At 48.4% G+C, this 19380-nt stretch carries 15 protein-coding genes and 2 pseudogenes; 7 read left to right on the top strand and 10 right to left on the bottom strand.

The window, feature by feature from the left end; genetic code table 11:
- Positions 1-98: 98 nt before the first annotated feature.
- Positions 99-980 (bottom strand): DNA-binding transcriptional regulator YeiE, encoded by an 882-nt coding sequence (yieE, locus tag AACU94_RS05565; protein ID WP_130207074.1) that lies wholly within the window; start codon positions 978-980, stop codon positions 99-101.
- A 98-nt stretch (positions 981-1078) separates the two neighbouring features.
- Here yieE and AACU94_RS05560 point away from each other — a divergent pair, with 98 nt between their 5' ends.
- The 3 genes from AACU94_RS05560 (at position 1079) to AACU94_RS05550 (ending at position 4150) form a co-directional block, all read left to right on the top strand.
- Complete coding sequence (locus tag AACU94_RS05560) at positions 1079-2128, top strand: YeiH family protein (protein ID WP_000182044.1); 1050 nt, start codon at positions 1079-1081, stop codon at positions 2126-2128.
- Between the two features lie 73 nt (positions 2129-2201).
- On the top strand, positions 2202-3059 hold the full coding sequence (gene nfo / locus AACU94_RS05555) for a deoxyribonuclease IV (RefSeq protein ID WP_135489074.1): 858 nt from the start codon (positions 2202-2204) through the stop codon (positions 3057-3059).
- 2 nt (positions 3060-3061) lie between these two features.
- Complete coding sequence (locus tag AACU94_RS05550; RefSeq protein WP_130221878.1) at positions 3062-4150, top strand: sugar kinase; 1089 nt, start codon at positions 3062-3064, stop codon at positions 4148-4150.
- 54 nt (positions 4151-4204) lie between these two features.
- On the opposite strand, the gene AACU94_RS05545 is transcribed toward AACU94_RS05550, so the two are convergent.
- Positions 4205-5455 (bottom strand): NupC/NupG family nucleoside CNT transporter, encoded by a 1251-nt coding sequence (locus tag AACU94_RS05545; RefSeq protein ID WP_135404852.1) that lies wholly within the window; start codon positions 5453-5455, stop codon positions 4205-4207.
- Between the two features lie 99 nt (positions 5456-5554).
- A complete protein-coding gene (rihB, locus tag AACU94_RS05540) occupies positions 5555-6496 on the bottom strand; it encodes a ribosylpyrimidine nucleosidase (RefSeq protein ID WP_135489073.1) in 942 nt (313 codons plus the stop codon).
- A 129-nt stretch (positions 6497-6625) separates the two neighbouring features.
- Here rihB and AACU94_RS05535 point away from each other — a divergent pair, with 129 nt between their 5' ends.
- The gene (locus tag AACU94_RS05535; RefSeq protein ID WP_135489072.1) at positions 6626-7324 is read left to right on the top strand and encodes a transcriptional regulator YeiL; all 699 of its coding nucleotides are present in this window, start codon (positions 6626-6628) and stop codon (positions 7322-7324) included.
- Positions 7325-7382: 58 nt separating this feature from the next.
- Here the strand turns inward: AACU94_RS05535 and AACU94_RS05530 are convergent, their stop codons facing one another.
- The 6 genes from AACU94_RS05530 to fruB form a co-directional block, all read right to left on the bottom strand.
- Positions 7383-8633, bottom strand: a complete 1251-nt coding sequence (locus tag AACU94_RS05530) for a NupC/NupG family nucleoside CNT transporter (protein ID WP_130221879.1) — start codon at positions 8631-8633, stop codon at positions 7383-7385.
- A gap of 93 nt (positions 8634-8726) precedes the next feature.
- Positions 8727-9665 carry a pseudouridine-5'-phosphate glycosidase gene (gene psuG, locus AACU94_RS05525; RefSeq protein WP_135489071.1) on the bottom strand — a complete coding sequence of 313 codons (939 nt, stop codon included), beginning with the start codon at positions 9663-9665 and terminating at the stop codon, positions 8727-8729.
- On the bottom strand, positions 9653-10594 hold the full coding sequence (locus AACU94_RS05520) for a pseudouridine kinase (protein WP_130221881.1): 942 nt from the start codon (positions 10592-10594) through the stop codon (positions 9653-9655). The genes psuG and AACU94_RS05520 overlap by 13 nt, the downstream gene beginning before the upstream one ends.
- Positions 10595-11016: 422 nt before the next feature.
- The gene (gene fruA / locus AACU94_RS05515; RefSeq protein WP_130221882.1) at positions 11017-12708 is read right to left on the bottom strand and encodes a PTS fructose transporter subunit IIBC; all 1692 of its coding nucleotides are present in this window, start codon (positions 12706-12708) and stop codon (positions 11017-11019) included.
- Positions 12709-12724: 16 nt separating this feature from the next.
- The gene (fruK, locus tag AACU94_RS05510; protein ID WP_000091270.1) at positions 12725-13663 is read right to left on the bottom strand and encodes a 1-phosphofructokinase; all 939 of its coding nucleotides are present in this window, start codon (positions 13661-13663) and stop codon (positions 12725-12727) included.
- A complete protein-coding gene (fruB, locus tag AACU94_RS05505) occupies positions 13663-14793 on the bottom strand; it encodes a fused PTS fructose transporter subunit IIA/HPr protein (protein WP_130217112.1) in 1131 nt (376 codons plus the stop codon). Before fruB ends, fruK begins: the two co-directional genes overlap by 1 nt.
- Before the next feature lie 367 nt (positions 14794-15160).
- Between fruB and setB the strand changes: the two are divergent.
- Positions 15161-16343, top strand: a pseudogene (gene setB / locus AACU94_RS05500) (sugar efflux transporter SetB).
- On the opposite strand, the pseudogene AACU94_RS05495 reads toward setB, so the two are convergent.
- A pseudogene (locus AACU94_RS05495) lies at positions 16340-16519 on the bottom strand (YkgJ family cysteine cluster protein); the annotation flags it as partial. The pseudogenes setB and AACU94_RS05495 overlap by 4 nt on opposite strands.
- A 418-nt stretch (positions 16520-16937) precedes the next feature.
- Here AACU94_RS05495 and AACU94_RS05490 point away from each other — a divergent pair.
- Together AACU94_RS05490 and AACU94_RS05485 are read left to right on the top strand one after the other, a co-directional pair.
- Entirely contained in the window at positions 16938-18386 is a 1449-nt protein-coding gene (locus AACU94_RS05490) for an AAA family ATPase (RefSeq protein WP_135489069.1), read from the top strand.
- Positions 18386-19255, top strand: coding sequence for an HNH endonuclease (locus AACU94_RS05485; protein ID WP_001462626.1), 870 nt, complete (start codon positions 18386-18388; stop codon positions 19253-19255). The genes AACU94_RS05490 and AACU94_RS05485 overlap by 1 nt, the downstream gene beginning before the upstream one ends.
- Positions 19256-19380: the final 125 nt, after the last annotated feature.

Genomic DNA, 19380 nt, shown 5'->3' with positions numbered 1-19380 from the left:
ATTATAAGTAAAGCAACCAATCTCTTTTCTGGCGAATGTATACCGGTGGTGCTGCGTCACAAAATCGACACAGCCCCCGTAGGTTTCTGTACAACGGATTAACGCGGCAAAGTGGAGGAATCGCAGTACTCCAGAAAGCGCCGTAACGCGTTGGAAAGGTGTTTCTGCCGATGATGTATACGCCACAACGTACGCATCAGGCGCGGCAGAGGGACAGCAACTTCACTTAATGTGCCAGCCTGCAATTGATCTTCAATGACCCTTCGCGACAGGCAACTGATTCCCAACCCATGACGCACCGCATGTTTGATTGCCTCGGAGTTACCTAATTCCATCGCCATCTCAAACTTCGGTAAATGCGACAGTAACAGATAATCGACGATCTCCCGCGTGCCGGAACCGCGTTCACGCAGGATCCACGGCGCAGCGGCCAGCTGTTCTAAAGTGACCGGACCACGAGCCAGCGGCGAAGTCGGCGCGGCGAAAACCACCAGCTCGTCTTCCAGCCACGGTTCAGAAATGATTTCAGTGCTGTGGCACGGTCCTTCAATAAAGCCAATATCAACGCGGAAATCCAGCACCGCTTGCATCACGTCCTGGCTGTTCCCAACGCTCAGTTCAATCGGCAACTGCGGATAATCATGGCGATACCGGGCGATGACTGCAGGCAGAATGTAGTTACCGATGGTACTACTGGCATAGACACGAATCGCGCCGTTGTCTTCGCGAAACAGTTGTTCGATTTCAATCGCCTGTTCAAGCAGTGCCAACGCACGCGGATAGAGCAGCCGCCCGTGTTCATTAACAACCAGTCTTTTCCCCACGCGATCAAACAGTTGCACGCCAAGCTGCCCTTCCAGGTCGGTCAAGGCTGCGCTCACTGCTGATTGCGACAACGCCAGCATCACCGACGCCTGGGTGGTTGATCCACTTTTCAATACTTCTGCAAAAACTTCCAACTGCCGGAGGGTGATGTGCATAGTCGCTTACCACTTATAAAGATTAATTATAAATATATAATCAATTTTATTTTTAAACCAGTTAGTCGTAACCTTATGCCCGGTTAAAGGAGAGGGTTATGACGAATATCACCTTACAGAAACAACATCGTACACTGTGGCATTTTATTCCGGGGTTAGCCCTGAGTGCAGTTATCACCGGGGTCGCCCTGTGGGGTGGTTCCATTCCCGCGATTGCGGGTGCCGGGTTTAGTGCCCTCACCCTCGCAATCTTGTTGGGGATGGTTTTAGGCAACACCATCTATCCGCACATCTGGAAAAGCTGTGACGGTGGCGTGCTGTTTGCCAAGCAATATTTATTACGTCTGGGTATCATTCTTTATGGCTTCCGTCTGACGTTCTCGCAAATTGCCGATGTCGGTATCAGTGGGATCATCATTGACGTGCTGACGCTGTCCAGTACCTTCCTGCTGGCTTGCTTCCTGGGGCAGAAAGTGTTTGGTCTGGATAAGCACACCAGCTGGTTGATCGGTGCCGGTAGCAGTATCTGTGGTGCTGCAGCGGTACTGGCGACTGAGCCGGTAGTGAAAGCGGAAGCCAGTAAAGTAACCGTGGCTGTTGCAACCGTTGTTATCTTCGGGACCGTCGCGATTTTCCTCTACCCGGCGATATATCCGCTGATGTCTCAATGGTTTAGCCCGGAAACTTTCGGTATCTACATTGGTTCTACTGTGCACGAAGTGGCGCAGGTGGTGGCGGCAGGTCATGCCATCAGCCCGGATGCAGAAAACGCAGCAGTTATTTCCAAAATGCTGCGCGTGATGATGCTGGCTCCGTTCCTCATCCTGCTGGCGGCGCGTGTTAAACAGCTGTCTGGGGCGAACAGCGGCGAGAAAAGCAAAATCACTATTCCGTGGTTTGCCATCTTGTTCATCGTAGTTGCCATCTTTAACTCGTTCCACCTGTTACCGCAGAGCGTGGTGAACATGCTGGTAACGCTGGATACCTTCCTGCTGGCAATGGCGATGGCGGCGCTGGGTCTGACCACTCACGTCAGCGCGCTGAAAAAAGCCGGGGCGAAACCTCTGCTGATGGCACTGGTACTGTTTGCCTGGCTGATTGTTGGTGGTGGTGCGATTAACTATGTGATTCAAAGCGTCATCGCATAAACCACTACATCTTGCTCCTGTTAACCCGCTATCATTACCGTTTTCCTCCAGCGGGTTTAACAGGAGTCCTCGCATGAAATACATTGGAGCGCACGTTAGTGCTGCTGGCGGTCTGGCAAATGCCGCAATTCGCGCCGCCGAAATCGACGCAACCGCGTTTGCCTTGTTCACCAAAAACCAACGTCAGTGGCGTGCCGCACCGCTCACGACGCAAACCATCGATGAATTCAAAGCCGCCTGTGAAAAATATCACTACACGTCGGCGCAAATTCTTCCCCACGACAGTTATCTGATTAACCTCGGACATCCGGTCGCTGAAGCTCTGGAAAAATCGCGCGATGCCTTTATAGATGAAATGCAGCGTTGCGAACAGCTGGGGCTTTCTTTGCTCAACTTCCACCCTGGCAGCCATCTGATGCAGATTTCAGAAGAGGATTGCCTTGCGCGTATTGCCGAATCCATCAACATTGCACTGGATAAAACACAAGGTGTAACCGCGGTGATTGAAAATACCGCCGGTCAGGGCAGCAACCTTGGATTTAAATTCGAACATCTCGCAGCGATTATCGACGGTGTGGAAGATAAATCCCGCGTCGGCGTCTGCATTGATACCTGCCATGCTTTCGCTGCCGGGTATGGTTTGCGTACTCCAGCCGAATGCGAGAAAACATTCGCGGATTTTGCCCGTATTGTCGGCTTTAAATATCTGCGCGGGATGCACCTTAACGATGCGAAAAGCACCTTTGGCAGCCGCGTTGACCGCCATCATAGCCTCGGTGAAGGCAATATCGGTCATGATGCGTTCCGCTGGATCATGCAGGACGGCCGTTTCGACGGCATTCCGCTGATCCTCGAAACTATCAACCCGGATATCTGGGCAGAAGAGATCGCCTGGCTGAAAGCGCAACAAACTGAAAAAGCGGTAGCCTGAAAATGAACAACCGGGAGAAGGAAATCCTTGCAATTTTACGGCGTAACCCGCTGATTCAGCAGAATGAAATTGCGGATATGCTGCAAATTAGCCGTTCGCGCGTAGCGGCGCATATTATGGATTTAATGCGCAAAGGGCGGATTAAAGGCAAAGGTTACATTCTCACCGAGCAGGAATATTGCGTGGTGGTGGGAACAATCAATATGGATATTCGCGGGATGGCGGATATCCGTTATCCGCAAGCGGCCTCTAATCCCGGTACGATTCATTGCTCGGCGGGCGGCGTTGGGCGCAACATTGCCCATAATCTGGCGCTGTTAGGCCGCGACGTCCATTTACTCTCGGTGATTGGCGATGACTTTTATGGCGAAATGCTCCTGGAAGAGACGCGCCGCGCCGGCGTGAATGTCTCCGGCTGCGTTCGTTTACACGGCCAAAGCACATCGACGTATCTGGCAATTGCCAATCGAGACGATGAAACCGTGCTGGCGATTAACGATACCCATCTGTTGGAACAGTTGACACCGCAACTACTGAACGGGTCTCGCGATTTACTTCGTCATGCGGGCGTGGTGCTGGCTGATTGCAACCTGACAGCCGAGGCGCTGGAGTGGGTCTTTACCCTCGCTGATGAAATCCCGGTGTTTGTCGATACCGTTTCAGAATTCAAAGCGGGCAAAATCAAACACTGGCTGGCGCATATTCACACCCTGAAACCCACTTTACAGGAACTGGAAATTTTATGGGGACAGGCGATCACCAGCGATGCTGACCGTAATGCCGCAGTGAATGCGTTGCATCAGCAAGGTGTTCAGCAACTGTTTGTTTATTTGCCCGATGAGTCAGTTTATTGCAGCGAAAAGGATGGTGAACAATTTTTGCTGACTGCGCCAACGCATACGACGGTAGACAGTTTTGGTGCTGACGATGGTTTTATGGCGGGCCTGGTGTATAGCTTTCTGGAAGGAAGCAGTTTCCATGATAGCGCCCGTTTTGCGATGGCCTGCGCGGCAATTTCGCGCGCCAGCGGCAGCTTAAACAACCCTACCCTGTCTGCCGATAACGCGCTTTCATTAGTGCCAATGGTGTAACAATGTTGCCGGATGCGACGCTTAACGCGTCTTATCCGGCTCATAAATCGCGCACTACGCTAAACCAATAAAGAACCCGGCAATGGTCGCACTCATCAGGTTGGAAAGCGTCGCCGCCGCCAGCGCCCGTAAACCAAGCTGGGCAATTTCCGGCGCACGGTGTGGCGCAACCGCAGAAAATGCCCCTACCACTACCCCGATAGAACCAAAGTTAGCGAAACCGCACAGCGCAAAAGAAATAATCGCCACGGTTTTAGCATCCAGAGAGCCACCCGTTTGCAGATATGGCGAGAAATTGAGATAAGCGACAAATTCATTGATCGCCAGCTTCTGCCCAATCAAACTCCCGGCAAGATTTGCATCACTCCAGTCAACACCCATCACCCACGCCAGCGGGGCCAGCAGATAACCTAAAATGGACTCCAGCGAGGCTTGCTCAAAACCAAACCAGCCGCCAACGCCGCCGATAATACCGTTAATTAACGCAATGATGGCAACAAATGCCATCACCACTGTTGCCACACCCGCAGCGATTTTCAACCCGGTCATCGCCCCGGTCGCTGCTGCTTCAATAATGCTTTTTGGCGGTGTTTCGGTGAAAGAGAGGTTATTAAAGGAAACCTGCGAAGATTCCGTAGCCGGGCTTAGCAGGCGGGCAAACAAGATCCCGCCGGGGATCGCCATTAATGATGCCGCCAGCAGATATTCCACAGGTACGCCCAGTGCAGCGTAACCAATCATTGTCGAACCAGCAATTGAGGCCATCCCGCTGCAAATAGCTGTAAACAGCTCATTGCGATTCAGACGATCGATAAAAGGCTTCACAATCGCCGGAATTTCGTTTTGCCCGAGGAAAATGGTAGTGACCGCGACAAATGACTCAATCTTGCTGATATTTAATGCTTTCTGGAATATACCGCCGAGAATGCGAATTAAAATCCCCATCACACCGATGTAGTAGAGAATACTCACCAGTGCAGTGACGAAGATAATTGCCGGTAATACCCTGAAACCAAAGATAAATCCTGCGCCATCAAATAAGGTGTCCATTTTCGGTCCGACCAGAGAACCGAAGATAAATGCGCTACCCGCGTCGCTGTACGCCATCACTTTATGGACGCCAAAAGCGACTTTTTCAGCGACCCAACGCCCTGGCGGTAACCAAAGCATAATGCCGCCAATCACGACCTGTAATACTAACGCCGCGCCAACGGTACGCAGGCTGATCTTCTTCTTGTTTACTGACAGTAAAAACGCAATCGTCAGCAATACCACCATTCCCAGAACACTTCTCATGACATCCATAGTGATTATCTCTTCATGTCATTTTGGGCGACGGCTTTCTGCCCATCAGAAATAGCCGGGCCTGCACTTTGCGATACTGGCCCGGCTTGTTATCAACACTTAATGGGTTTTGATGTAGCCGCGCACGCACTCTTCGACTAATCCCCAGAACCAGTCGGTATCAATAGTGATGCCGACTTTGGTATTAGCAGGCTTGCCAAGAACGCCCAGCTCGTCGCAGACGGTACGCCCATAGCAAGGGCGACTGTTAACGTCTACTTCGACGTACATCTCCTGGGTTTTAATGCCATCAGGGTTAATCAGATAACCGATGCAGGTGGCGTCGTGCACCGGGCCGCCAGCCAGGCCATAGTTTTCGAACTGGGTTTTGAGAGTGAAGTTCATGATGTCGCTGAACAGCTCTCCGGCAGGGCCGCCAGCCCTTTCCATCCGCGCAATCACGTCCGGGGTGCAAACGGTCTGGTTGGTAAGATCGAGGCCCATCATCACCAACGGAACGCCGGAGGTGAACACCACGCGTGCGGCTTCCGGGTCAGCAAAGATGTTGAACTCGGCGGATGGCGTAAAGTTGCCAGTACCGTAAGCGCCGCCCATCAGTACAATTTCACGGATTTTGGGCAGGATTGCGGGTTGCATGCGCATTGCCACCGCGATGTTTGACAACGGACCAACCGGCACCAGAGTGATATCGCCATCGCTTGCCATCAGGGTATCAATGATATATTTCACCGCATGAGTACTTTCTGCCTGGCGGGTTAGCGGCTCGAATACCGGGCCATCCAGTCCGGTTTCACCGTGAATATTATCGGCAACAATTTGTTGACGCATAATGGGCTGCGGCATCCCCGCATAAACCGGAACATTAATCTCCAGTTTCTGGCAAACATTCAGGCCATTAATTAATGTTTTATCAAGCGTCTGATTACCCGCCACAATAGTGATACCTAATAAATCAATCGCCGGATGTTTCGCAGCCATCATTATGGCAATAGCATCATCATGACCCGGATCACAATCCAGAATAATTTTTCTCTTTTCCATTGTTTATTTCCTCTGTTTCCAGTTGCGTTATTTTTTCTACAGCAAAGAAAATTCGACCGGGCCGATGATTGAATCTTAACAACAGCGTACGTATGCTAAATATGAGAAATCTCATAGCGGATAAACATCGTGAAAGAAATCCACAATAATGATCTTAAGCAGCAATTGATGAGTGAATCCGCGTTTAAGGATTGCTTTTCAACGGATGTTTCAGCCGATACGCGGTTGTTTCATTTTTTAGCGCGTGACTACATTGTGCAGGAAGGGCAACAGCCGTCCTGGCTGTTTTACCTGACGCGAGGCCGTGCCAGACTTTACGCCACGTTTGCTAATGGTCGCGTGTCGCTGATTGATTTCTTTGCCGCGCCCTGTTTTATTGGCGAGATTGAGTTAATCGACAAAGATCATGAACCGCGTGCGGTACAGGCTATTGAAGAGTGTTGGTGTATTGCGCTCCCTATGAAACATTACCGTCCACTGTTATTAAACGACACGCTATTTTTACGAAAACTCTGCGTCACCTTAAGTCATAAAAATTATCGTAATATTGTATCTCTAACGCAGAACCAATCATTTCCGTTAGTGAATCGCCTGGCAGCATTTATATTACTCTCGCAAGAAGGTGATCTTTATCACGAAAAACACACACAAGCGGCAGAGTATTTGGGTGTTTCTTATCGGCACCTGTTATATGTTCTCGCGCAATTCATTCACGACGGTTTATTAATTAAAAGTCAGAAAGGATATTTAATTAAAAACAGAAAGCAGCTGTTAGGGTTGGCGCTGGAAATGGACCCGGAGAATAAATTCTCCGGGATGATGCAGTAAAAATTATTGGCAATAGTGCGATTGCCGGATACGTCTTATCCGGACTATAAATCGAGCATTACGCCAGCCCAAGAAAGAACCCGGCAATAGTCGCACTCATCAGGTTGGAAAGCGTCGCTGCTGCCAGCGCCCGTAAACCAAGCTGGGCGATTTCCGGAGCACGTTTTGGCGAAATAGCCGAAAACGCCCCAACGACAACGCCGATAGAACCAAAGTTAGCAAAACCACAAAGCGCAAAGGAGATAATCGCAATGGTTTTCACTTCCAGCGTGCCGCCCGTTTGCAGGTATGGTGAAAAACTCAGGTAAGCAACAAATTCGTTTATCGCCAGTTTCTGCCCAATCAGGCTACCCGCAAGGTTAGCATCGCTCCAGTCTACCCCCATGATCCACGCCAGTGGCGCCAGCACATAGCCAAAAATACTTTCCAGAGAAGCATTGGCGAAACCAAACCAGCCGCCAATTCCGCCGATAATGCCGTTGATCAGCGCAATAATTGCGACAAACGCCATTACCACCGTCGCCACACCCGCGGCGATTTTCAGCCCGGTCATCGCACCGCTCGCCGCCGCTTCGATAAAGCTTTTTGGCGGCGTTTCGCTGAACGACAGGTTTTCAAATGTCACCTGCGAAGGCTCGGTTGCTGGGCTAAGAATACGCGCAAACAAAATACCGCCGGGGATAGCCATCAGCGATGCCGCTAACAGGTAGTCAATCGGCACGCCCATTCCGGCATAACCAATCATCATCGAACCAGCAATGGACGCCATCCCGCTACAAATTGCGGTAAACAGCTCGTTGCGATTCATACGATCGATAAACGGTTTTACGATCGCCGGGATCTCGTTTTGCCCGAGGAAAATAGTGGTAACTGCAACAAAAGATTCGATTTTGCTGATGTTAAGGGCTTTCTGGAAAATACTGCCAAGAATGCGAATCAGCAGCCCCATCACGCCAATGTAATAAAGCAGGCTAATGAGCGCGGTAACGAAGATAATCGCCGGAAGTACACGAAAGGCGAAGATAAAGCCTGCGCCATCAAAGAGAACATCCATTTTCGGCCCAACCAGCGAACCAAAAATGAAGGCGCTACCGGCATCACTGTAAGACATCACTTTATGAACGCCTAATGCCGCCTGTTCTACTGCCCATTTTCCCGGCGGAAAATAGAGCATGATGCCACCAATAGCGATTTGCAGCAGCAGCGCGGCTCCAACCGTGCGCAAACTGATGCTCTTTTTATTCACCGACAACACAAATGCTATTGCCAGTAACACCACCATCCCCACAACACTTCTCATTATATCCATAATGATTTTCCCTTCATGCCAGTAAACCCGGCGTCAGCGCCAGGTTTCGGTATGTATGATCAGTACGGGCGACGGCTTTCTGCCCGTCAGAAATTAACCCGCGAGACGCTGGTATTCTTTGGCAATTTCACTCGCCAGAATGGCGTTGTTGAACACCAGCTGGATGTTGGATTTCAGGCTGTCACCGCCGGTCAGTTCAGCAACGCGCGCCAGCAAGAACGGCGTACTTTCTTTACCAATAACACCCTGCGCTTCAGCTTCAGCTACCGCCTGATCGATCGCCGCATTGATAGTGTGTTCCGGCATAGCAAACTGTTCCGGGATCGGGTTCGCTACCACCAGGCCACCGTTCAGCCCGCTTTGCCATTTCACCGCCATCGCACGGGCAATTTCTGTGGCACTGTCGAGACGAATGCTGACGTCAAACGGGCTGGTGCGGCAGAAAAACGCAGGCAGCGCTTTGGTCTGATAGCCAATTAGCGGTACACCGAAAGTTTCTAAATATTCGGTAGTTAAGCCTAAATCGAGAATAGATTTCGCCCCGGCACAAACAACGGTGACATTGGTATTTGCCAGTTCTTGCAAATCGGCAGAAATATCGAAGGTATGTTCCGCCCCGCGATGCACACCGCCAATACCACCGGTGGCAAATACTTTAATTCCGGCAAGCGCCGCAATAATCATCGTTGATGCGACGGTGGTTGCGCCATTTTTCCCAGCCGCAACAACAAAAGGTAAATCGCGACGGCTAACTTTGGTTACGTTATGTCCTTCACGACCCAGCAATTCAATTTCTTCTTTGCTTAACCCCACTTTCATCACGCCACCAATAATGGCGATAGTGGCAGGTACAGCGCCCTGTTTACGAATAGTTTCTTCTACTTCAATTGCCGTCTGGGCATTTTGTGGAAACGGCATACCGTGAGAGATAATGGTCGATTCCAGCGCAACTACTGGTTTTTTGCTTTTTAAAGCATCCTGAACTTCCGGGGAAATTTGTAATAATTCAGGGGAAATTTTTAATTCAGACATTCTGCGTTCTCCACTAACGATATAACGTTGGCAATCGATAAATTTGGGTTATTGGTGTATTCACAGGAGAGCGCCATTGACGAACATCCCTGTGCAAAACGAACAGATTCGGCAAACGGCATTCCGTCGACCCAACACGAAGCAAGACCTGCCATCATGGCATCGCCCGCTCCGGTAACATTAATGACATTGGTTTTAATCGGTGCAGACCAGCCGTTTTCACCGCCGATTTCACTGTAGTAAACACCGTCTCCGCCCATACTCAGTACCAGGCGGTTCAGGCCATGTTGATGGAACCAGGCGGCAACTTTTGCGACATCTTCACGCCCTGACAGCGCAATCCCGCTCAGGGTTTCCGCTTCAAGACGGTTTGGCTTCAGGGTGTGGATCTGACTTAGACGGTCGCGCACTTTGACGCATTTCCAGGCCGAAACCGGATCGACAAATACAGGTACGTCGGCGGCATTATCCAGAATCCAGACCAACGCCTCTTCACTGATATTACAGTCAGCGACAATGACCTTTGCTCCCTGGATAAATTCACGGTGCTGTGCGAGATATTCCGCAGAAATACAGTTGCTAATATTCATGTCATTTATAGCAACCAGCATTTCACCGGTATTATCGAGCAATGATAAATAGCTCGAGGTATTTTCCCCTGGCACAATCAGGCATTTATCGACATAAACACCGGATTGATTGGTTTGCGTCAGGAGCGATTGGCCATAAAAATCACTGCCTACAGCGCTAAGTAGCCAGACTTTGTTCCCCAGCAACGCCAGATTTTGCGCGATATTGCGCCCTACTCCACCAGGAGTAAATTTTATTTTCCCTGGATTTGAATCCGCATAATTTAATGATTCATGTGAATATCCGGCGACATCAATATTCGCCGAACCTATAATTACGACATATTCCTTTTCGCGCATAGTACGTCCCCTGGTAAAAAATTACCAACTCTGTCAATCCACAAGAATATAGGTACTGCAAATAACGTTTAAACATGTGTTCATATTTAAACATGTGCTCATAGTATGCATGTTTTACTTAAAGTAAATTGCCGCCAGATGGGCAAAATGGGCAGATTTGAACAGGCTCACAAAACGCTACTAAATGCATAGATTAAAAAAACGAGGAATTTGTGATGGGATGCACAGAACAGGAACAATAAAAAAGGGCAGAAATTAATCTGCCCTTGAGGAAATAACGTTGATGTCCGATGCTGATTTCAGGTTTTCACTTAAAGATAAACCATATAAATTCATATAGTTACCTTCAGTAACTTGTCAATCACCTTGCGATCATCAAATGATACAGGGCAGGAAATTTCTGCCCTGTTGTTCACGTTTTATTATGCGGCTTTCGCTACCGCGTCCACTTCCGGACGTTTCAGGAAGGCATAGGCCAAACCCGCCACCAGCGTACCGGCAATAATTGCTACCAGGTAACCCAGTACCGGCGTAATTGCGCCCGGGATCAGCAGAACAAACAGACCACCGTGCGGTGCCATCAGTTTCGCACCAATCGCCATTGAGATTGCGCCAGTCAGCGCCCCACCAACGATACAGCACGGCAGCACGCGCATCGGATCACGAGCAGCAAACGGAATTGCACCTTCCGAAATAAAGCACAGTCCCAGTACCAGAGCTGCTTTGCCGCCTTCCTGCTGCGCTTTGTCGAATTTGCGACGCGCCACCATCGTTGCCAGCCCCATTGCCAGAGGAGGCACCATACCTGCCGCCATAATCGCTGCCATTGGGCCATAGGTTTGGGTACTCAGCAGACCCACACCGAACGCGTATGCCGCTTTGTTAACCGGGCCGCCCATATCAGTACACATCATGCCGCCAAGGATCGCACCCAGCAGAACCGCATTCGCAGTCCCCATCGTTTGCAGCCAGTGAGTCAGAGCTTCGAGGATGCCAGCAACCGGTTTACCGATCAGGTAGATCATCGCCAGACCAACAACCAGACTGGAAATCAGCGGAATGATCAAAATCGGTTTCAGCGCCTCCATACTCTGCGGCAGTTTCAGTTGAGTACTGATTAACTTCGCGATGTAACCTGCCAGGAAGCCCGCAATAATACCGCCAATGAAACCAGAACCTGTGCTGACCGCCAGCATACCGCCAATCAGGCCAGGCGTGAGGCCCGGACGGTCGGCAATAGAGAAGGCAATATAACCTGCCAGTACCGGCACCATCAGCGCAAAGGCTGAACTGCCACCAATCTGCATCAACGCCGCGGCCAGCGTACCCGGCTCTTTAAACGCTTCGATACCAAAAGCAAAAGAAAGCGCGATACACAGACCGCCAGCAACCACCATCGGCAACATGTAGGAAACGCCCGTCAGCAAGTGACGATACGCGCCAGCACTCTCTTTCTTGCCTTCAGTCGCCGCCGTTTGAGCTTTGCCTGCTGGTTCGTAAGGCGTCGCTTCAGCAACGGCTTTATCCAGTTCCTGCGCGGTTTTCTTCAGCGCCAGACCGGTAGAGGTGCGATACATCGGTTTCCCAGCAAATTTCGCCAGATCGACTTCAATATCTGCCGCCACAATTACCAGATCCGCCGCTGCCACTTCTTCAGGGGTGATGGCATTACCCGCGCCTACAGAGCCACGAGTTTCAACTTTCACCCACCAGCCACGTTTTTTCGCTTCGGTTTCAATGGCTTCCGCCGCCATAAAGGTGTGTGCTACGCCGGTCGGGCAAGCAGTCACCGCAACTACGCGTTTCGGACCACTGGCAGCAACCGGTGCTGTCGCAGCGACCGGCGCAGTGTAAGGTTTCGCATGGCCTTTGGCTTCACTCAGGAACAGCTCAGGATGCGCAACTGCCCGGGAAATATCACCCAGCCAGACATTTTTACCGTTCAGCGCGCTGTCGTTCGGGATGGAATCACCGAGAACAATCGCCATTTCGGCGTCGTTCGGATTGTCGATGATTTCCAGTTTTGCTTTTCGCGCCGCCGCGCCCAGCAGGGTCTTCGCCATATAGGCGCGTGCCTGACCGAGATTAGCGTCAATAATCAGCAGCGTTTTCATTATGCCTCTCCTGCTGTCAGTTAAAAGGTTGTAAGTCGACGCGCGCCATCATTGCGGCCAACTGCGGACGATCGGTAATACCCACATTGCTTTGACTTACCGCCAGGGCAGCAACAGCTGTCGCCAGACGCAGAGTGTGTTCACTGGATTCACGCATCAGCAAGCCATAAATCAGGCCACCAACCATAGAATCCCCTGCGCCAACGGTGCTTACGACATCGACTGACGGTGGTTTGGCGATCCATTCGCCGGAGGCATTAACCCAAAGCGCGCCTTCGGCACCCAGTGAAATAACAACATGCGCGATACCTTGTTCACGCAGCGCATGCGCAGCTTCAATCACATCTTTCATTTCAGGCAGTTTACGGCCAGCCCAGATTTCCAGCTCGCGGCGGTTAGGTTTCACCAGCCACGGTGCCGCTTTTAAACCTGCCACTAACGCTTCACGACTACTATCAAAGATAATGCAAGGACACTGACTACGCAGGCGAGTCATCCAGTCGGTGAAGGCTTCCGGGCTGACGCCTGATGGTAAACTGCCGCTGACACAGACCATATCGAACTGACCAAGCCAGCTCAGAGAATCCGTCACAAAGCGTTCCCAGTCGGCTGGAGTGACTTCAAAACCAGAGAAGTTGAGGTCGGTCACTTCGCCGTCTTTTTCCGTCAACTTGACATTAATACGGGTGCGCCCCTGTACAACCTGGAAACGGTTGGCAATGCCCAGCTCGCTGAACAATTGCTGAAACCCATCCTGGTTATCTTTACCGAGGAAGCCGCCAACAGTGACATCAATCCCCAGATCTTTCAGAACTTTGGCAACGTTGATACCTTTACCCGCCGCATGCAGACCGGTGGTTTTTACCAGGTTCACTTCGCCGCGTTCAATTTCCGGGCAGAAACCAACAAGGTCATAAGCCGGATTAAGGGTGATCGTAGCAACACGTCTGCTCATTACGCGCCCTCCCCAAGACCTGCGGCGATGGCGTCGCCAATGGCGTTCAGCGCCTGTTCAGCATCTGGTCCCTGGGCGGTAAAGCGTAGGCGATGACCTTTCTTAACGCCAAGTGCTACAACTTTCATCAGACTACGTCCGTTTGCCGGTTTGCCGGTGCCATCAAGGTTTGTCACGGTAATATCACTGTTAAATTGTTTAATGGTATTGACCAACATGGTGCCTGGACGGGCATGCAGGCCGTGTTCATTGCGCACCACAAACTCCGCGCTTAACACGTCGTCGGTCGGCGCATCATCGCTGGTCAGCAGTGCCAGCAGCGTTGCCGCATCTGCTTTCAGCAAGCGGTCAGCTTTATTGTCGAGCAGCAAATCGGCGAGACGCTTAAGAACCGCGACGGGCTGATCGTCATTCATCGCCACACTCACCAGCATGGCAGCCGTTTCGCCGTCCACATCAAAAGCATTTGCCGCACGGCTTACCGCAATCGCGCTACGCAGATTACCTTCGGCGCTATCGCTCAGCCAGATGCCTTGCCCGAGATTTAATGGCTGCTCGTTGATGGCTTTGGTGACGAAGGTAGCGTCAACTGCGCCCGCTTCTTTCAGACGAGCGGCGTTTAACGCTTGCAGGGTCAGCAAATCACTGGCAACGATATCCAGTGTCAGCATTTCGTTATCAAGCTTCAGCTGCTCACTCTGCTTTTCGCCCATCAGCAATGCGCGAAGTTCTTCTGCTGTTGTTGCTGACTTCAGTTGTTCAGCAACGGAATCATCGCTCAGTACATGGGTTAGTTGGCGCAGCAAGCCCAGATGTTCATCGGAGCTGGCGGCAATACCGATAGCCACGTACGCAACTTGACCTTCACCCCAGGTAATGCCTTCCGGGAACTGAAATACCTGAACGCCGGTTTTCAGCACCTGATCGCGGGTGTCGGTAGTACCGTGTGGAATAGCAATCCCATTGCCGAGAAAGGTTGAGGTTTGCTGTTCACGCGCCAGCATGCCATTGACGTAGCCTTCCGCTACATTACCGGCTTGCACCAGCGCCGCGGCGACCTTGCGAATAGCCTCTTCTTTGTCTCCGGCCTTCTCGCCCGGATGGATGTCCTGTACGGATAACTGGAACATAGTTCTCCTCTCTTGCTGAATTGAAACGATTCAGCTTCTATGAGAAAAAAAGCGCCAACCTGGCTTAGGATTAAAGACAAGATCGCGCTGAAACGTTTCAATAAAGAATAATACTTCTTCTTCAGCAAGCAAGGGAAGCCGCTAAATTATGTCCAAAAGTTTGATGTGCTGCACATTTTTTTGCCAAAAATCTGAAATGCTGACAGTGAAATTAGCCATCAGCATTAGCATTTCGGCGGCGTCAGCTGAGGATCAGCAAGAGTGAAATGCCATTTTGATTATTCGTGGCGAGTTTGATTTCACTGACTGTTTATTTTCTGACAGGCAGCGTAAACTCCGCGTCTTCATCTTTCACTGATCGACCAGCATGCATAACTCCCCCGCAGTTTCCAGCGCGAAATCGTTTGACCTGACGTCAGCGGCGTTTTTAATTGTTGCCTTTCTCACCGGTATTGCAGGCGCCCTGCAAACCCCGACGCTAAGTATTTTCCTCACTGATGAAGTGCACGCGCGCCCGGCGATGGTGGGATTCTTCTTTACCGGCAGCGCCGTTATCGGAATTCTGGTCAGTCAGTTTCTCGCCGGACACTCTGATAAACGCGGCGATCGTAAATCGTTGATTGTCTTTTGCTGCTTGTTAGGCATGCTGGCCTGTACCCTTTTTGCCTGGAATCGCAACTACTTTGTTTTGTTATTCGTCGGCGTTTTTTTTAAGCAGTTTTGGTTCTACCGCCAACCCGCAAATGTTTGCTCTTGCTCGTGAACATGCCGACAAAACCGGGCGTGAAGCGGTGATGTTCAGCTCTTTTTTACGCGCTCAGGTATCGTTAGCGTGGGTCATTGGCCCGCCGCTGGCGTATGCCTTAGCGATGGGATTCAGCTTTACGGTAATGTATCTCAGCGCGGCGGTGGCGTTTATTGTCTGCGGCGTGATGGTGTGGTTGTTTTTACCGTCGATGCAAAAAGAGCTTCCGCTGGCGACCGGCACGGTTGAAGCGCCGCGCCGTAACCGTCGCGATACGCTGCTGCTGTTTGTCATTTGTACATTGATGTGGGGCTCGAACAGCCTGTACATCATCAACATGCCGCTATTTATTATCAACGAACTGCATCTTCCCGAGAAACTGGCCGGTGTGATGATGGGGACCGCCGCCGGGCTGGAAATCCCGACCATGTTGATTGCCGGATATTTTGCCAAACGTCTGGGTAAGCGCTTCTTAATGCGCGTTGCCGCCGTGGGTGGCGTCTGTTTTTACGCAGGAATGCTGATGGCGCATTCACCTGTCATTCTGTTGGGCTTACAGCTGCTGAATGCTATTTTTATTGGCATTCTGGGCGGCATCGGGATGCTCTATTTCCAGGACCTGATGCCCGGTCAGGCAGGTTCAGCCACTACGCTCTATACCAATACGTCGCGCGTGGGCTGGATCATCGCAGGATCAGTGGCGGGCATCGTCGCCGAGATCTGGAATTATCACGCGGTGTTCTGGTTTGCGATGGTGATGATTATCGCCACTCTGTTTTGCTTACTGCGGATTAAAGATGTTTAAGGCGCGGTCAGCATTTCCATATCGATAAGCCAGGTCATGGCCTGCTGACGCGTGTTACCGCACATTTCAGCACTGGCCTGCAAGCCTGCGCAAACTTTCGGCCGTAGTGGAGATGTGAAAATTTTACAGCGTTGCTGTTCATCAAGCTGAATGCAGGGCGTATTGGCGGGCTTTCCTAAATGTTTTTTATTCATACTATAGTGGTGGTTATTTGATCTTTACGTTCTCAGAGAAAGAAAACTGATATCCATTCTAAAAGACTTGTAATACACATACTTCCCATATAATTTATCTTTTATGTATGCTAATTAACGAACATCAAAGGCCATAAAATTTGACGTAAATCGCTGAAGGGTATAGGTGCTTGGATATGATAATCAAAAAAAATCGCAGCATATGTCAAATTTCAATATCCTATACATGGTTGTTACTTTATCTACACAATAATAAAGCTTACAGCTTTATTTTTAAATTTTCACAGCAAAATGATAACTACACAATTTATCATGGTAAATGCCACTGAATTTTTCAGTTCAGCTTTGCATAAAGAGCAAAATCATTTTCACTTGACCTCTAATAAAAAATGGAGCGCTTATGTTTAAGGTAAAGGCTTATAAAAAATCATTAACAGCTGGAAATTATCCGGTATTCAGCATTTCAACCGATAGCTGGGATGATTATGGAACTGTCTGTACTTTCCATCTTTGCTATCATGAAAGTAAATCAGAAAGCACGGAAATTGGTAAATTAAAAATCCTACAAACAAATCAAAACCATACAAAATTACCAAACGAATTTGATGATTTGGATGAAAATTACATCAGCCTTGGTCAGACTATTGAATTTTATAAAAAACTACTACAAACCGTTGGCTTTTCTAAATCTAAGGAGGTTTTAGATTCTTTAAATGATATATCATGGAAACCACACAAATCTGAAAGTTTTGAGAGCAAATCAGAATATAGAAATGCTCTATTTAGAGAAAATAGCGCTCTCAATTCCTTTCGGTTTGGTAAAGCAATTATACTAGGTGAAAGTTACAATGAAGAATTCTCATTCAAGTACACTACTTTCATTGATGGCGCAGAAAGTTCATTTACAATAAATGTAGACTTTGATGAATCAGACCCTTTACCAGGGAGAATTGTCGGTATCATTGGTCGTAATGCAGTAGGTAAAACCCAATTAATGGGTTCTTTAGCTAAGGATCTAGTTCAAATAGGAAGAGTTTCCCAAAAAACTATTAACGATAAAGTCAATAAATTTGAAGGTAGGCGACCTATATTTAACCGGGTAATAACAGTTTCTTATAGTGCTTTCGATAGATTCATCAGGCCCAAAAACCCACAGGCAAGCTATGTATACTGTGGGATAAGAAATGATAAAGGTTCCTTATCTAAATCCTCACTTATAGAAAATTATATATCTAATCATTCAAAAATAACTGAACTTGGAAGAACTGATGAATGGTTCTCCTTCATGTCTGAAATCTTAGATAATACAAGTGAGGAGTTTATTGCCCATCTCGAATCCAAAGTTGGTTCGAGCGAAGATAATAGTGATCCATTATCTTTGCTAAGTTCAGGTCAGTCAATTTTAGTGCATTTTGTTACAGCCTTAGTTGCCAGAATTCAAGAGAATACACTGGTTTTATTTGATGAGCCTGAAACACATCTACATCCTAATGCAGTGGCTCACTTATTTAATGTGCTAAACAAAATGCTAAGTTTGCATAACTCATTTGCCATTATCGCAACACACTCACCTATTGTCATTCAGGAAATACCTAGCAAAAGAGTTGTTCTTCTCACTCGAGAGGGAAATAGTACAATTTCAGCACCAATGCATTGTGAAACCTTTGGAGAAAATATATCTGAGTTAACTAGACATGTATTCGATACTGTAGCAATACCCAATCATTATAAGAAAATATTAAAACGCTTATCTAAAACAATGAGCTTTGACGAAGTTAATGAATTATTTGATGAAGGGTTAGGATTCAATGCCAAAGCATACTTATTAGCTCAGTATGGAGAAAAGTGATGAAAAATCTCATCCCTCCCTCTAACACACCATCATTTATTCAGAGGCATAAAGATGTTGTTGATTCTAAATCTAACACAATCAAAGGGAATCCCAATTTAACAAAAGCAAACTTGCTAAGGCTAGAGCAAGAAATTAGTGCTAGATATGCTCTCTTCGAGTCAGCTGTTGCCAATAACACTTTATTTAACATGACCGAAGATGCTAATCTTTTGAGACATCAAGATGATCTACTAAGTTGTTATACTGGCAGAACTGCTAAAGTTAAAAACATTTTTAAAGCCATTACTAATAAACAGCCAAAGAGATTTTTAAAACGATGCCCTTATTGCGGCATAACGATACCTAAAACATACGATCATTATCTCCCTGAGACTAAATTCCCTGAATTATCTGTACACGCATTAAACTTGATACCTTGTTGTGGAACATGCAATCAAACCAAAAATAACAACTGGAAAAATGCTAATAACAGGATTTTCTTATATTTCTATAACGATCTCATTCCCAACTCTACTTTCCTACACGTAACTATCAACACAAATGCAGCAGCCAGCACAGTAAGTGCTCACTTTTCCATAATAAAACCTAGGAATTTTAGCAACCAAGCATGGCAAATTTTGGAATCTCATTATGAAAACTTGAAGCTAATATCTTCATATAATGAATATGCAAACGATGAAATTTCTGAAATTTTCAATACATGCGTGAGCCACCTTAGGTGCGGAGGACATCAGGTTACAAACTTTATAAATCAATTAACTTTAACAGAAGAACAGTTATATGGACCTAATCATTGGAGAGTTGTTTTAATGAAAGCTTTATCAGCAAATAACTCTTTTTGTATTTTTGTCCAAAATGCTGTTTAAATAACACCTTAATCCTCAGACCGCTTTTGATTTTTCTAAAAGTGGTCTTCGTCAGTTTGAAATAACTCAAATAATAGCATCCAATTAATTTTTAATTAAATCATAAAAAAAACAACTTCAAACAT

It is taken from the genome of Escherichia sp. E4702 (assembly GCF_963883545.1).
Classification (GTDB): Bacteria; Pseudomonadota; Gammaproteobacteria; order Enterobacterales; family Enterobacteriaceae; genus Escherichia.
This window is presented reverse-complemented; position numbering and strand designations above follow the sequence as displayed.